This window comes from Kribbella sp. CA-253562 (assembly GCF_050942265.1).
In the GTDB taxonomy this organism is placed as follows: Bacteria; Actinomycetota; Actinomycetes; order Propionibacteriales; family Kribbellaceae; genus Kribbella.
Window position 1 is genome coordinate 1471770 of sequence record NZ_CP192049.1, and the last position, 14176, is coordinate 1485945.

Below are 14176 nucleotides of genomic sequence, written 5' to 3' on the forward strand. Positions count from 1 at the left end.
TGTCGTGTCCGGCGTCAGCTGGTCAGTGCGCCGCGGACGAGCGCGACGCCTTCGGCCGGGCGCTCCAGGGTCGGAAGATGACCGGCCCACGGCAGCTCGGTGAACTCGACGTCGCTCAGCTGCCCGGCCAGGTGCTGAGCGCCGAGCCGGAAGAACTCCAGGTCGTGCGCCCCCACGAACAACTTGACCGGCACGGTGATCCGCTCCGGCGTCACGTCGTACTCCTCGTTGTCCACGTCGCCCGCCGCGAGCTGCAGCTCGAACGCGTTCTTCTGCATCGTGTGCAACAGCTCCCGCGCGTCGTCGCCGGCCTCGGGCCCGAGCCAGGTCCGCACGTTGAGCGCGGTCGCGCCGTCGACGTCGCCCTTCTCGAGCAGTTCGTTCTCTCCCGCCCACAGGGCGCGCAGGTCGTCGGTCGGCTCGACGCCATCCACCGGCGGTGCCAGCAACACCACCCGGCTGAACCGCTCCGGCGCCCGGCTCACCGCCTGCAGCACGACGTTCCCGCCGTACGAGGCCCCGACCACGGCGACCGGCTCGTACCCCTCGATCACCTCGAGCAGATCCCCCGCGTCGGAGTACTTCGCGCCCGGCTCGAGCGGCGTCCGCCCGTAACCCCGCAGATCGACGGTGATCACCTGGTGGTCCCGCCGAAGGTCCTCCACCTGGGCCGCCCACATCCGCGCATCGGCCACTCCGGCGTGGACCAGCAGCACCGTCGGTCCGGTGCCGACCACCTCGTGTTCAATCGTCATGCGAGGAGCCTCGCCGCTGGCGAGCGGGGCCGCAAATCGTTTAGGCCAATGTCACAAGATCAAGCAGCCGTGAACAGGGCGTAGAAGCGCGTCATCCGATCCAGGGCCTCCTGCTCGTCGCCGAACGAGATCGCGATCGTCTCGGCCCCAGCGGCGGCGAGCTCGTGGGCGGCCTCGACGATCGGAACCGGTTCGCCGCTGGACCAGTCGAGCCGCGTGCCGACCCGGACCGGTCGCACGGCGGCGTTCGGCGATCGGCTCGGACCCTCCGGTTCGGCGCTCAGTGCCTGCAGACGCGCCACGGTTGCGGCGAAGCCTGCCGCGTCCAGGCCCAGGCCCTGCCACTCGTCGCCGAAGCGAGCTGCCCGGCGGAGTGCGGGCCTGGTCGTGCCACCGATCATGATCGGAACGGTTGTGCGCGGTTTCGGCTCGAAGACGCCGTCGCGATCCTCGCCCGCGAACAGGCCGCGGATGATCGCGAGCGACTCGTCCGTCCGGCGGCCGCGGTCCTCGAAGGACGCACCCACCGCTGCGAACTCGGCCGCCTCCCAGCCGGCACCGATGCCGAGGACGAGGCGCTCGCCCGACAGCCGATGCAGCGTCGCGGCCTGCTTGGCGACGACGTACGGGCTTCGCATCGGCAGCACCAGCACCGAGGTGCCGAAACGGATTCGGGTCGTCCGCGCGGCCAGGTATCCGATCGTCACCAACGGCTCGTACACACCGCCGTACGTCGAACCGAATGCGCCCGGCGGCAGCAAATGGTCGGGCAACCACGCAGTGCCGTAGCCGAGCTCCTCGGCGACGACCGCCAGCTCGACCAGCCGCTCGGGACTCATCGCCGCCGACTCGTCCGGCAACACCACTTGAAGCTCCACCATGCGGACGACCCTAACCGGCCCACTGAGGGGTTGTATCCGGTACTTGGGTACGGGTTTACCGTCGAGGCATGAGCACAGCTTGGGTTCCCGAGGCCTGCACCTTGCCGACTGCCGAGCAGCCGCTGCGGGTGGCCGAGTTCGACCGGCTCTTCGCTCGCACGCTGCGGTCCGTACGGCGTACCGGGCCCGCGACGATCGAGGTGGAGTTGGCGCCCGACGCGCGGCCGGAGTTGGATGATTTGATCGCGCGGGAGACGAGGTGCTGCTCGTTCTTCGCGTTCACGGTGACTCCTGGCGGCTCGGGGCTTGTGCTCGGTGTCACGGTTCCGGCTGCGCAGACCGCCGTACTGGACGCGTTCGCCGAGCGGCTGGCGCGATGAGCCTTCGGTCCGGGCAGGTCGCGGCCGCGGCGGGGGTCAACCTGCAGACGCTGCGGTACTACGAACGGCGCGGCCTGCTCGACGAACCCGAGCGCACGCTGGGCGGGCACCGCGTCTATCCCGAGCAGGCCGTCACCACGCTGCGGACGATCAAGGCCGCGCAGCGGCTCGGGTTCACGCTGGCGGAGATCGCGGAGTTGCTCGCGAGCGCCCGTCATCAGCACCGTCCCGGCGAGGGAGCCGGGCTGCGGGCCTCGACCCAAGCGAAACTGGCCGACGTGGAAGCCAAGATCGCCGACCTCACCACCGTCGCCGGCACCCTCAGGGCTGCACTGGCCGCAGGCTGCGACGACCTCGAGACGTGTGTCACGACGCCCGACTGCCCGCTGGTCCTGGACGCTCGCGGATGAACGGCGTCACCCGGGGTGGCAGCCGATGACCGTCGTTCGCTCGATCGCGCTGTTCGTGCTGGCCGCGATCGCCGAGATCGGTGGCGCCTGGCTGATCTGGCAGGGCTGGCGCGAGCACCGCGGGCTGTGGTGGATCGCCGGTGGAGTGCTCGCGCTCGGCGCGTACGGCTTCGTCGCGACCTTCCAGCCCGACCCGAACTTCGGCCGCATCCTCGCCGCGTACGGCGGAGTTTTCGTGGCCGGTTCGCTCGCGTGGGGCGTGCTGGTCGACCGCTTCCGCCCCGACCGGTGGGACCTGGTCGGGGCGGCGATCTGCCTCGTCGGCGTCGTCGTGATCATGTACGCGCCACGCAGCACCTGAGCGGCGTACGGCGTACTGGTGATCAGCGGGCGGCGGCGAAGGTGGTGAGCGCCCGGCGGTGCTGGATGACCGTGTCGACGATGCCGTAGTCGCGGGCCGCCTCGGCTCTGAGCACGTGATCGCGATCGGTGTCGTGGCGCAGGCGTTCGACCGTCTGGCCGGTGTGGGCGGCGAGGATCTCCTCGACCTCGGCCCGGACGCGCACCACCTCGTCGGCCTGCAGGATCAGGTCGGGGATCGTGCCCTGGCCGCGGGCCGCGGGCTGGTGCAATACGACGCGGGCGTGCGGCACGACGGCGCGCTGACCGGGCTCACCCGCCGCGAGCAGCACCGCTCCGGCGGCGATCGCCTGGCCGATGCAGAACGTCGCGATCGGCGAACTGATGTACTGCATGGTGTCGTAGATCGCGAGCATCGCGGTCATGTCGCCGCCCTCGCAGTTGATGTAGAGGTTGATCGGCTGCTCGGGTTTGTCCGCCTCCAGGTGCAGGAGCTGGGCGATCATCGCGTTCGCGACGCCGGCGTCGATGCCGGTGCCGAGGTAGATGATGCGCTCGGACAGCAGGTGCGAGTAGACGTCCATGATCCGCTCACCGCGCGGACTCTGGGTGATCACGTTGGGAATCGTGTAGGTGCTCATCGGGCGGCCTCCGTCCGTACCGGCATGACCTGGTCGAACGACTCGACCAGGTGATCGACGAACCCGAACTCGATCGCCTCCCGCGCGGTGTACCAGTGGTCGTGCAGCGAGTCCTCGTACACGGTCTCCACCGGCTGCCCGGTGTCGTCGGCGATCAGGCCGAGCACGGTGTCGCGGATGTGCCGCAGGTCGTTGGCCTGGATCTCGATCTCCACCGCCGACCCGCCGATGCCCGCCGACCCCTGGTGCATCAGCACCCGCGCGTGCGGCAACGCGTGCCGCTTGCCCTTCGTCCCCGCCGACAGCAGGAACTGGCCCGCACTGCACGCCAGCCCCAACGCGACCGTCGCGACGTCACACGGCACCAGCCGCATCACGTCCCTGATCGCCAGCATCGACGGCACCGACCCACCCAGCGAATGGATCCACAACGCGATATCGGTCTCCGGATCCTCCGCCGCCAAGGTCAGTATCTGCGTCGCGAGCAACGTCCCGTTGTCGTCGTTCAACACCCCGTCCAGCACGACCACCCGCCGCCGCAACAGTTGTAACCGAGCCTGCTCCCCGAACATGGGCGCTTTGTTGTCATCAGCCATGCGTCCACCATGACCGCGCCGGTACGCCGTACCCCAGCTTTTCTGCTCCCAGCAACTCTGCTCTCAGCCAACAAGCCGGCACCACCCGCTGGAGCCGTCGGCGCACCGCCGTTCGGGGGTTGTCGGTGGCAGCGCCTACCCTGGTGGGCGATGACTACGCTGTTTTCTCCTGACGAACTTCCGGTGCCGCTCGAGCAGCCCAGGAAGGTGAAGGCCGACCCTGAGGCGCTGCTGGAAGGGCTGAATCCGCAGCAGCGGGCTGCTGTGGTGCACGCGGGGAAGCCGTTGCTGGTGGTGGCGGGCGCCGGGTCGGGAAAGACCCGGGTGCTGACGCGCCGGATCGCGTACCTGCTGGCGGCGCGGGACGCGCATCCGGGGTCGATCCTGGCGATCACGTTCACCAACAAGGCGGCCGCGGAGATGCGGGAGCGGGTCGTCGACCTGGTCGGGCCACGGGCGAAGCTGATGTGGGTCTCGACGTTCCACTCCTCCTGTGTGCGGATCCTCAGACGTGACATCAAGCGGTTCGGGATCAGTTCGACGTTCTCGATCTACGACGACACCGACTCGCGGCGGCTGATGACGCTGGTGTGCCGCGAGCTCGACCTGGACGTGAAGCGGTACAACCCGCGGGCCGTGCTGAACTGGATCTCCACCCAGAAGAACGAGCTGATCGACCACGAGACGGCCGCGTCGAAGACCTCCAACCACCTGGAGGAGACCTACGCGGAGTGCTACCGGATCTACCAGGAGCGGCTCGCGCAGGCCAACGCGCTGGACTTCGACGACCTGCTGATGACCACGGTCAACCTGCTGCAGGCCTTCCCCGAGGTCCGCGAGTACTACCGCAGAAGGTTCCGCCACGTGCTCGTCGACGAGTACCAGGACACCAACCACGCGCAGTACTCGCTGATCCGCGAGCTGTGCGGCGAGGACGAGCCGGGCCGCAACGGGCCGACCGCGCCGCCGGCCGAGCTGATGGTGGTCGGCGACTCCGACCAGTCGATCTACGCCTTCCGTGGCGCCACGATCCGCAACATCCTCGCCTTCGAGGAGGACTTCGTCGGCGCCGAGACGATCCTGCTGGAGCAGAACTACCGCTCCACCCAGACCATCCTGACCGCGGCGAACGCGGTGATCAGCCGCAACGAGGGCCGGATGGCGAAGAACCTGTGGTCCGACCAGGGCCAGGGTGAGCAGATCGCGGTGTACGTCGCGGACAACGAGCACGACGAGGCGCAGTTCGTCGCCGACGAGATCGACCGGCTGGCCGACACCGACAAGGTCAAACCGTCCGACGTCGCGGTGTTCTACCGGACCAACGCGCAGTCGCGGGTGTTCGAGGAAGTGTTCATCCGCACCGGCCACCCGTACAAGGTGGTCGGCGGCGTGCGGTTCTACGAGCGCAAGGAGGTCCGCGACGCGCTCGCGTACCTGCGCGTGCTGGTCAACCCCGAGGACACCGTCTCGCTGCGCCGGATCATGAACGTGCCCAAGCGCGGCATCGGCGATCGCGCCGAGGCGGCGATCGAGGCGCTGGCGGCGCGGGACCGGATCTCGTTCGCCCAGGCGATGCGGCGGGCCCAGGACGCGCCGGCGATGGCGTCGCGGTCGGTCAACGCCGTCCAGGCCTTCGTGGACATCCTCGACGAGCTGACCGCGATGGTCGACTCCGGCGCCCCGCCGGACGACATCCTGGACGTCGCACTGCACCGCTCCGGGTACTACGAGGAGCTGCAGAAGTCCCCCGACCCGCAGGACGAGACCCGCCTGGAGAACCTGGACGAGTTCATCTCGGTCGCCCGGGAGTTCGTCGAGGAGCGCACCGCGGCGGCCGAACCGTCCGACCTGCAGGCGTTCCTGGAGCGGGTCGCGCTGGTCGCCGACGCCGACCAGATCCCGGACGCCGCCGACGACGGTGGCGTGGTCACGCTGATGACGCTGCACACGGCCAAGGGCCTGGAGTTCCCGGTGGTGTTCCTGACCGGCATGGAGGACGGCGTCTTCCCGCACTCCCGGTCGCTGACCGACCTGAAGGAGCTCGAGGAGGAGCGGCGGCTCGCGTACGTCGGGATCACCCGGGCGCGGCAGCGGCTGGCGATCTCCCGGGCGGCGGTGCGTTCGGCGTACGGGGCGCCGCAGCACAACCCGCCGTCGCGGTTCCTGGAGGAGATCCCGTCGGAGCTGCTCGACTGGCGTCGCGACGAGTCGGCCATCACCCGCTGGTCGGGCACCGGTACGAGCACCGGCAGCGGCATCCCGAGCCGGTACGAGCCGGCCCGCCGGACGTCGTCCGCCTCGGACAAACCGGTGATCAGCCTGAACCCGGGCGACCGGGTGGTGCACGACAGCTTCGGCATGGGCACGGTCGTCGTCGTGCGCGGCGAGGGCCAGCAGGCCCAGGCCGACATCGACTTCGGCTCCGAAGGCGTCAAGCGCCTGCTGCTGCGCTACGCCCCGGTGGAGAAGATCTAGCCAGTACGGCGGCGTCAGCGGCGGGCGGCGAGCTGGCGCTTCAGCCAGTCCGCGAAGGCCATCGGATCGGCCAGCGTGTAGTTGGTGATGCGCAGTTCTTCGCCGGAGTACGGGTTCACCGACACCTGGTCCTGCGTCGATCGGACGTTCGCGATCTCCGCCCAGGGGAGCCGTCGGCGGCCGACCGCCACGCCGTCCTCGTCGACGACCACCGTCCAGCGGCCGGTGCGCAGGTTGTTGAGCAGGACCACCAGCGCCCCTGCCGCGAACACGGCCAGTGCGGCGCGGAACACCTCGATCCATCCCCAGGTACCGCCGCCGGCCAACAGCGCGGCGGTTCTGCTGCCGTTGAGCAGAAGGATGCCAGCGGCAACGAAGAGCATGAGGGACAGCCGGCCGCGCAGCGGGCGCAGCACCAGCCGCCCCTCGTCACGCAGTGTCGCCGTCCATTGGACCGGACCGTCGGCCTGCATCGGGACCTACCTGTCTGGTTGCGTACAGCCCTCGGGAAGCAGCGATCGTCCCACGCCGGCGGGCTCCCGGCGTACCAGCGAACCCTGGACTTTCGGTGTTCGCGTTGCGTTGTGGCCCCGGCGTGGGTCACTCTGGGTCTTCGGCCCTCCCCGGACGACAGGTCCTCCCATGCCCAAGGCAGTCGACAGTTCGCACCGCCGGATCATCCTGGCGGGAGCCAACCCTGGGCTGCGGCTGTTCGACGAGCGCGGCAAGGTCACGGCGTACGCGTCGATCTGGATGGTCGACTGGTCGGTGCGCGGCTCCGGTACGGCTGTGGTGCTGTGGTTCGACGGGATCGTCCGGGTGGTGTCGGAGGACGTCGACCTGGCGTCCTGGCTGGAGCGGTACTTCGTCCGGTCGTTCCTCGAGGTGCAGGGCCTGCCGTGGCACGAGCCGGCGGTCGAGCGGGATCTGGTCCAGGTCTCGATGAACCTCGCCGACGGCCTGAGCGCGAAGGCGGCCGACATCCAGATCGAGATGGGCGGCGTGCTCGACCGGCGGCTGTTCGCGACCGACACCTTCCAGCTCGCCGAGGGCGTGCACAGCCTGAGCCTGGTGATCGCCCCGGTGCGCTCGGCGACGGTCTCGATCGGCGGCGCCTCGGTGCCCGGCTCCGTCCAGGTCGACGGCTCCCCGGACCGCCCTGGCTCGTCGGCGTTCCTCACCACCGCCGAGGTCTGGCGCCGCTGATCCTGGCCGACCCCGGCCGCGCCGAGGCGATGTAGGGCAGGAACGGGTCCATCGGCGCCTGGCCACCGCCGATCCGGCGTCCGGCCGGTCGACCTCAATCGCGGACCTGCAGCACCGGTCAACCTCGCGGGCGGCCGCGGGCTCAGGCGTAGGCGCGCCGAGCGAGGTCGGTTTCGCGACGCTTGATCAGTGGTGCAGATCGGCGGTTCGGCCGGCCCACCAGGTGTCCATGCGTGGCTGAGCCTCGGCTGCGGGTCCTTCGTCGACCACTCGGGCGGCATGGAACAGGAACGCCGCGATCCCCGCGGCCCCCTGCATCCAGCCGACCCCCGGCGGCAGCAGCGGCTCCTCCTTCCGGTGCTCGACGAAACGCCAGTACGTGCCCGTCTCGTCGTCGATTGCACGCTCGACCAGCGTGTCGGCCAGCACCCGCGCGAACTCCAGGTCGTCCTCCGCGCCGTTCCGGTGCCAGGAGTCCAGGAAGATGTCGCCCACCCCCGCTGTCCCGCAGCAGCGCCCGTCGTTGTCCCAGAACCCCGGGTGTAGCCGCGCCGGCAGGCCCGACGTACGGACGCTGTGCAGGCATCGCCGGCGCCAGTCGCTCGCCGAGACCCCCGCGATCGGCGGAGCCCCTGCGGCATCCAGCGCGGCGAAGGCCAGCGAGGTCCCGGCGGCCCCGTGGCACCACGTGTAGGTGAACTCGTCCTCGTCGTTGATGCCCGACGGGATGTACCGCGGTACGACGAACCCGCGCCCGTCTGTGACCCCGATCGACACCAAGTGCTCCGCCCCGCGCACGCCGAGCGCGACCCACTCCGGCCGGTCCAGCGCGACGCCCGCCGCGGCGAGCGTGGCGACGATCCCGGCGACGCCGTGCGACAGGTTCGGCATCGCGGTGCCCGGCTGGGTCCGGAAACGCTCCGGCACAAAAGACCAATTCACCCCCGCCTCGGTCGGCTCGGCCTCCGCCAGCAACACCTTCGCCGCCTGCTCGGCCAGGTCGCGACCGCTGTCCACCCCGTGCCGCGCCGCCCAGACGCCCCCGAGCAGCACCCCCGCCGTACCGAGCGTCATGTCGTTCAGCCGGGCGTCCGGCAGATACCGCGGCGGCATCACGAAGGTCTGCGGCCACCCGTCGTCCGTGCCCAGCTCCTGCAACCGCTCCACAGCAGCCCGTACGCCGTCCAGCCGCCCGAGCGCGACCAGTGCGCCGATCGTGCTGACCAGCCCGTCGAAGAACGTCACGTCCGACGACCGCGGGATCTCGCGGATCAACCGCTCGGCCGTCGCGTCGGCCAAATCGTTCTCCAGCGCGGTCCACGGCCGCGCCAGCCGGATCTCCGCGAGCGTGTGCGCCAGCCCGCCGATCCCGCTGTGCATGCCGTCGCGATCGTCAGGGACGCCGGCCTCGACACCGGCCACCACCGAGCCCGGGAACCACGGCCCGTCGTCGGCCCACCGGACCTGCCGCAGCGTCCACGACCAGGCAGCTTCGGCGGTCGCGCGATAGACCTCGCCTGCACTCGTCACCGGGACATGGTGCCACTCGCCGGTACGCCGACCGACCGCGGCAGCGCGTTGCGCAACCGGATCCCGCTGAACTCGAGCGTGCTGGCGATCACCGCGTCCCAGAACGCGTGCAGGTTCGGCAGGACCCGCAACTGGATGCCGGCCTCGGCATGCAGCGCGAAGAGATCGCCGACCCGCTCCGGCGGGCCCAGCGGCACGACCTCGGTCGTCGCGACCACCGCGGCGTCGTACGCGCTGAACTGTGCGGCGGGCAATCGGTAGGCGTACAGCTCGACGGTCCGCATCGCGTCGAGCCAGCCGTACTCGATCGCGTGCACACGCGCGCCGGATCCGGCGCCGAGGATGCGTTCGGCGTCGTCGGAGGTGGTGCCGGGGCCTATCCACGCCATCGCGCGGGGGCATTGCCGGGGGAACCAGTAGTCGGGCGCACGGTCGTGGCCGACGGCCCAGACGTACGGCGCCTGCTGCCGCGCGGTGGCGGCGACGTGCGGGCGGAAAACCTCGATCGCCGGGTCCTCGGAGAAGTGCAGGACCTCGCCAGGAGCCGGACGCATGCCGACGAGCCTAGGTGGTCCGCCGATCGTCAGGCGACCCGTTTCCGGTTCGAAGCCGTGGGCACAGGGCCAGTGGGAGCAGGGGACAACCGAAGATCAGGGGTTGAGGCCGCAGACCTCACGCAGCCACGGCATCGGGTTGACCGCGGGGCCACCGTCGGGGTGGACCTCGAAGTGCAGGTGCGGGCCCGTGGTGTTGCCGGTGACGCCGACCGCGCCGACCTGGTCGCCGGCGTACACGGTCTCGCCGACCTCGACGCTGAACTTCGACATGTGGTTGTACCAGGTCTCGGTGCCGTTGTCGTGGCGGACCTTGACCTGGCGGCCGTAGGGGCCGGCCCAGTCGGCGAAGATCACTTCGCCCTTCATCACCGAGCGGATCGGGGTGCCGATCGGGGCGGCGAAATCGGTGCCGGTGTGGTTCGCGGCCCAGCGGCTGCCGCCCTGCCCGAAGGTGGCGGTGATGCGGTAGTCGCTGATCATCATCTCGCAGCGGCTGGCCGACTCGCGGGCCTTCTTCTCCGCGGCGGCCGCGGCGGCCTTGGCGGCGGCCAGGGCGGACGCGCGCTTGGCGGTCAGTGCGCGGGTGGCGTCGAGCTTGGCGGCCCGGGCCTTGGACAGCCGGTCGGCCGCGGCCTGCTTCTTGGTGGCCTCGGTGCTGGTGAGCTCGACCCGGGAGGAGTCACGGGTGGCGAGCTGGCGCCGCTCGATCCGGGCCGTGGTGACCTCGGAGAGCTGGCTGCTGCCCGACAGGGCAGCGATGTTGACCGCGGAGTTCGCCTGGGTCGGCGACGCCAGAGAGCTGTGGCTGAAGCCGACTGCTCCTGCTGCCGCGGCGAGAGCCGCGGTGAGACCGACGATCTGGGTACTACCTGGGGTGTTACGCCGCGCAACACGGTGCTTGGCACTGTGACGTGATGCGCCGGTCTTGCGCGCAGCACTGTTGCTCGGCGTGACGCGGTTGCCCGCGGCACGGTGCTGGGACACAACGTGGCCTTTCGGTCACAGGGGAGGGGCACTGTCCGCCCGCCGGAGGTTTATTCCCCTGGCGGGCTCAAGCACCATAACGGATGGGTCACGAGGCGACAAACCCTGCCACCCCCTTTTTCTGACCGGCTTCACGAAACTTTTGCATGCGCCGCTGCACGTGCATCCGCTCGCCCGCCTGAGAAGCTGCCGGGTCAACGACTTTCCGGCCGAGATCCTGACAAAGATCCGGCAAGTTCTGGTTTCGGGTCAGGCGACCTGTTCGTCCAGATGCGCCAGTACGCCGGTGATCCGGTGCACCACCTCGCCGTGGAACGGCAGCGACATGTGCCCGACGCCGCGCAGCCGGACGTTCTCCGCGATCAGGTCCGGGTGCCTGACCCGGGCCCGCCGCTGCGGCACGATCAGCTGGTCCGCGTCGCTGTAGAACGCGACGAACCTGGTCCGGCACTCCGGCGCCGGCTCGGCCAGTTCGTCCATCAGGTCGCTCTCCGGCCGTAGCTGCTTCACCAGCGGCCAGGGCAGCAGGCGCGCCGCGATCGTGCCCTGGTGCGGCGTACCGAGGGTGACGCAGGTGTGCACCCGCTCGTCCCCGCCCAGGCGCTGGACGTAGTAGCGCGCGATCAGCCCGCCGAGGCTGTGACCGATGATGTGGATCTGGTCGGACCCGGACTCCTTGCACAGCGCCTCGACCTCGGCCGCCATCCGCTCGGCCGTCGACCGGACGTCGAGCGTGAGCGGCGAGTACGAGAAGGTGTGGATCCGGGTGAAGCCGCGGCGCAGCAGGTTGCGGCGCATCAGCGCGAACACGGTGTGGTTGTCGACGATCCCGTGCGCCAGCAGGATCGGCGTACCGGCGGCACGGACGTCGCCGACCAGCAGGCTGCGCTGGGCCGGGGTGAGGCCGTCCAGGGTGAGCCGGTCGGCGCGGCTGCCCGAGCCGCCGACCAGACCGAGCGGGTACATCGCCAGGTGGGTGGTCAGCCATCCGATCTCGACCGCCGCGCCCTGCAGCACGCGCGGCGACAGCGCCGAGCGGGCGCCGTACCGGAGTCCGTCCAGAGCGCCCCACAGACCGCTGCGCGCACCGCTGGATGCGAGGTCAGCCTCGGGTTCTCCGGGCTGCTCGACCGCCTCTGCACTCATCGGCGTCTCCTCACTCGCATCAGACCCCCCGCGCAACTGGTCCGACCTCTTTCACGGTAACCGGTTCCCAGATCGCGTGGCGGGGAACACACGGCTTCGTGTCTTATCCGTGAGGTGCGCCTCGGATAACCTGCGAATCTGGACGCAACGCGGCGCTCCAGTACTGAAAGGCCGATCCATGTCTGCCACCAGCACCCTGCGCATCGTCGTCGCCAAGCCGGGCCTGGACGGGCACGACCGGGGCGCGAAGATCGTCGCCCGGGCGCTGCGCGACGCCGGTATGGAGGTCATCTACACCGGGCTGCACCAGACGCCGGAACAGATCGTCGAGACCGCGATCGCCGAGGACGCCGACGCGATCGGCCTGTCGGTGCTGTCCGGCGCCCACATGACGCTGTTCAAGAAGGTCCGTGAGCTGCTGACGGCCCGTGGCGCCGACGACATCGTCGTGTTCGGCGGCGGCATCATTCCCGAGGCCGACCTGGCTCCGCTGGCCGAGATCGGGGTCCAGCGGATCTTCACTCCCGGCGCTCCGACCACCGAGATCGTCGAGTGGGTCCGCAGCAATGTCGGAGACGCATCGGCGGCCACGGCCTGAGGGCAACCGGAGCCGTCGATCCGCTCCGGAGTGTGACGACGACCGTGCGCAGTCGTTCTGGAGCCGTTCGGTCGTTTCAGAGAAGTTACTAATCGGTAATACCGAATCGTTAAGAAACACCTGGTTGTGCGGGCTGTCGAATCGCGGTCGCATACAGCCATGCGTTTGTCTCGAACAGGCAGTCGGTGAGGTGTGTGGCTCAGGACACATCGCCCCCGATCTCGGTTACTGTCCGGACAGGGCGGATCGCAGCGTGGTGGGGGACTGTGGACGGCCCGCGCAGGACCAAGTGAGATCCCATCGGGAGAGGGCAGGTACACGATGAGGTTTGAACGATCACACGCACGCAGGGCGGTCGCGCTGGCCGTGACCAGCGGCCTGGTGCTGCTGGCGTCCGCGTGCGGCGGTGACGACGGGGACGGCGGTGGCGGCGGCGAGGCGGCCGGGGGAGCGCTCGAAGGGCGCGGTCCGATCACGTTTGCCACCGGCAAGGACACTTCCGGGAACCTGGTGAACCAGGTCGCGGCCTGGAACTCCCAGCACCCGGACGAGAAGGTCGAGATCAAGGAGCTGCCGGAGTCGGCCGACGCCCAGCGCCAGCAGATGGTGCAGAACGCGCAGGCCAAGTCCGACGCGTTCAGCGTGCTGAACCTGGACGTGGTCTGGACCGCCGAGTTCGCGGCCAACCGCTGGATCACCGAGCTGCCCGAGGACCAGTTCCCCGATCTGGGCAAGCTGCTGCCCTCGACCGTTGACACCGGCAAGTACCGCGACAAGCTCTTCGCCGTCCCGGTCACGTCGGACGGCGGACTGCTGTACTACCGCAGCGACTGGTTGCAGAAGGCCGGCGTCCAGCCGCCCAAGACCTGGGACGAGATGAAGGCGGCCTGCGACAAGGTGCTCGCGCTGCCCGAGGCCAAGGGCGCCAGCTGCTACGCCGGGCAGTTCGAGAAGTACGAAGGCCTGACGGTGAACTTCTCCGAGGCGGTGAACTCCGCGGGCGGTGTGGTCGTCGGTGAGGACGGCAAGCCGAACGTGGACACCCCGGAGGCGCTGGCCGGTCTCGAGGAGCTGGTGAACGGCTTCAAGAACAAGGAGATCCCGGCCGCGGCGATCACCTACAAGGAAGAGGAAGGCCGCCGCGCCTTCCAGGAGGGCAAGCTGGTCTTCCACCGCAACTGGCCGTACGTGTACGCGCTGGCCGGCAAGACCGACGGCTCGTCCAAGGTGGCCGGCAAGTTCCAGGTCGCACCGCTGCCGGGCAAGTCCGGACCGGGTGTCTCGACGCTGGGTGGTCACAACTACGGCATCTCCGAGTTCGCCAAGAACAAGGCGACCGCGGCCGACTTCATCAAGTTCATGTCCAGCGAGGAGCGGCAGAAGGCCAACGTCGAGAAGACGTCGCAGGCCCCGACCTGGGCGTCGCTGTACGACGACCCGGCGCTGAACAAGCAGTTCCCGTACCTGGCCCCGCTGAAGGCCTCGATCGAGACCGCGAAGTCGCGGCCGAAGGTCATCAAGTACGGCGACGTGACGACCGCGATCCAGGACGCGGCCTACGGGGCGCTGACCAACAAGACGCCTCCGAAGCAGGCCCTCACCGACCTGCAGACCAAGTTGAGCTCGCTCATCACGCAATGATCGTCGTGGCGGGGCC

16 protein-coding genes are annotated in these 14176 nt (G+C 69.7%); 7 read left to right on the forward strand and 9 right to left on the reverse strand.

Going from position 1 to position 14176, the window contains the following annotated elements; genetic code table 11:
• Positions 1 to 14: 14 nt before the first annotated feature.
• Both ACQPXM_RS07130 and ACQPXM_RS07135 read right to left on the reverse strand, forming a co-directional pair.
• Positions 15 to 755, reverse strand: a complete 741-nt coding sequence (locus ACQPXM_RS07130; RefSeq protein WP_432946020.1) for an alpha/beta fold hydrolase — start codon at positions 753 to 755, stop codon at positions 15 to 17.
• Between the two features lie 59 nt (positions 756 to 814).
• Positions 815 to 1636 carry a TIGR03619 family F420-dependent LLM class oxidoreductase gene (locus ACQPXM_RS07135; RefSeq protein WP_432946022.1) on the reverse strand — a complete coding sequence of 274 codons (822 nt, stop codon included), beginning with the start codon at positions 1634 to 1636 and terminating at the stop codon, positions 815 to 817.
• A gap of 68 nt (positions 1637 to 1704) precedes the next feature.
• Here ACQPXM_RS07135 and ACQPXM_RS07140 point away from each other — a divergent pair, with 68 nt between their 5' ends.
• Genes ACQPXM_RS07140 through ACQPXM_RS07150 form a run of 3 tightly spaced genes read left to right on the forward strand, consistent with a single transcriptional unit; the run spans position 1705 to position 2787 of the window.
• A complete protein-coding gene (locus ACQPXM_RS07140) occupies positions 1705 to 2016 on the forward strand; it encodes a hypothetical protein (RefSeq protein WP_432946024.1) in 312 nt (103 codons plus the stop codon).
• Positions 2013 to 2426 (forward strand): MerR family transcriptional regulator, encoded by a 414-nt coding sequence (locus ACQPXM_RS07145; protein WP_432946026.1) that lies wholly within the window; start codon positions 2013 to 2015, stop codon positions 2424 to 2426. Before ACQPXM_RS07140 ends, ACQPXM_RS07145 begins: the two co-directional genes overlap by 4 nt.
• Positions 2427 to 2451: 25 nt before the next feature.
• The gene (locus ACQPXM_RS07150) at positions 2452 to 2787 is read left to right on the forward strand and encodes a YnfA family protein (protein WP_432946028.1); all 336 of its coding nucleotides are present in this window, start codon (positions 2452 to 2454) and stop codon (positions 2785 to 2787) included.
• Positions 2788 to 2809: 22 nt separating this feature from the next.
• On the opposite strand, the gene ACQPXM_RS07155 is transcribed toward ACQPXM_RS07150, so the two are convergent.
• Entirely contained in the window at positions 2810 to 3427 is a 618-nt protein-coding gene (locus ACQPXM_RS07155) for a ClpP family protease (RefSeq protein ID WP_432946030.1), read from the reverse strand.
• On the reverse strand, positions 3424 to 4023 hold the full coding sequence (locus ACQPXM_RS07160; RefSeq protein ID WP_432946032.1) for a ClpP family protease: 600 nt from the start codon (positions 4021 to 4023) through the stop codon (positions 3424 to 3426). The genes ACQPXM_RS07155 and ACQPXM_RS07160 overlap by 4 nt, the downstream gene beginning before the upstream one ends.
• A 150-nt stretch (positions 4024 to 4173) precedes the next feature.
• On the opposite strand from ACQPXM_RS07160, the gene pcrA reads away from it, so the two are divergent.
• Positions 4174 to 6498, forward strand: coding sequence for a DNA helicase PcrA (pcrA, locus tag ACQPXM_RS07165; protein ID WP_432946034.1), 2325 nt, complete (start codon positions 4174 to 4176; stop codon positions 6496 to 6498).
• Positions 6499 to 6512: 14 nt separating this feature from the next.
• Here pcrA and ACQPXM_RS07170 read toward each other — a convergent pair whose 3' ends face one another.
• A complete protein-coding gene (locus tag ACQPXM_RS07170) occupies positions 6513 to 6971 on the reverse strand; it encodes a hypothetical protein (protein WP_432946036.1) in 459 nt (152 codons plus the stop codon).
• A 169-nt stretch (positions 6972 to 7140) separates the two neighbouring features.
• On the opposite strand from ACQPXM_RS07170, the gene ACQPXM_RS07175 reads away from it, so the two are divergent.
• A complete protein-coding gene (locus ACQPXM_RS07175) occupies positions 7141 to 7704 on the forward strand; it encodes a hypothetical protein (protein ID WP_432946038.1) in 564 nt (187 codons plus the stop codon).
• 186 nt (positions 7705 to 7890) lie between these two features.
• Here ACQPXM_RS07175 and ACQPXM_RS07180 read toward each other — a convergent pair whose 3' ends face one another.
• The 4 genes from ACQPXM_RS07180 to ACQPXM_RS07195 all read right to left on the reverse strand — a co-directional run bounded on the left by ACQPXM_RS07180 (position 7891) and on the right by ACQPXM_RS07195 (position 11921).
• A complete protein-coding gene (locus ACQPXM_RS07180; RefSeq protein WP_432946040.1) occupies positions 7891 to 9234 on the reverse strand; it encodes a lanthionine synthetase LanC family protein in 1344 nt (447 codons plus the stop codon).
• Entirely contained in the window at positions 9231 to 9788 is a 558-nt protein-coding gene (locus ACQPXM_RS07185) for a DUF6886 family protein (RefSeq protein ID WP_432946042.1), read from the reverse strand. Before ACQPXM_RS07185 ends, ACQPXM_RS07180 begins: the two co-directional genes overlap by 4 nt.
• 96 nt (positions 9789 to 9884) lie before the next feature.
• Complete coding sequence (locus tag ACQPXM_RS07190; protein ID WP_432946044.1) at positions 9885 to 10775, reverse strand: M23 family metallopeptidase; 891 nt, start codon at positions 10773 to 10775, stop codon at positions 9885 to 9887.
• A 249-nt stretch (positions 10776 to 11024) separates the two neighbouring features.
• Positions 11025 to 11921 (reverse strand): esterase/lipase family protein, encoded by an 897-nt coding sequence (locus tag ACQPXM_RS07195; protein WP_432946046.1) that lies wholly within the window; start codon positions 11919 to 11921, stop codon positions 11025 to 11027.
• A 178-nt stretch (positions 11922 to 12099) separates the two neighbouring features.
• Between ACQPXM_RS07195 and ACQPXM_RS07200 the strand changes: the two genes are divergently transcribed.
• Both ACQPXM_RS07200 and ACQPXM_RS07205 read left to right on the forward strand, forming a co-directional pair.
• A complete protein-coding gene (locus ACQPXM_RS07200; RefSeq protein ID WP_432946048.1) occupies positions 12100 to 12519 on the forward strand; it encodes a cobalamin B12-binding domain-containing protein in 420 nt (139 codons plus the stop codon).
• A 321-nt stretch (positions 12520 to 12840) separates the two neighbouring features.
• Complete coding sequence (locus ACQPXM_RS07205) at positions 12841 to 14160, forward strand: ABC transporter substrate-binding protein (RefSeq protein ID WP_432946050.1); 1320 nt, start codon at positions 12841 to 12843, stop codon at positions 14158 to 14160.
• Positions 14161 to 14176: the final 16 nt, after the last annotated feature.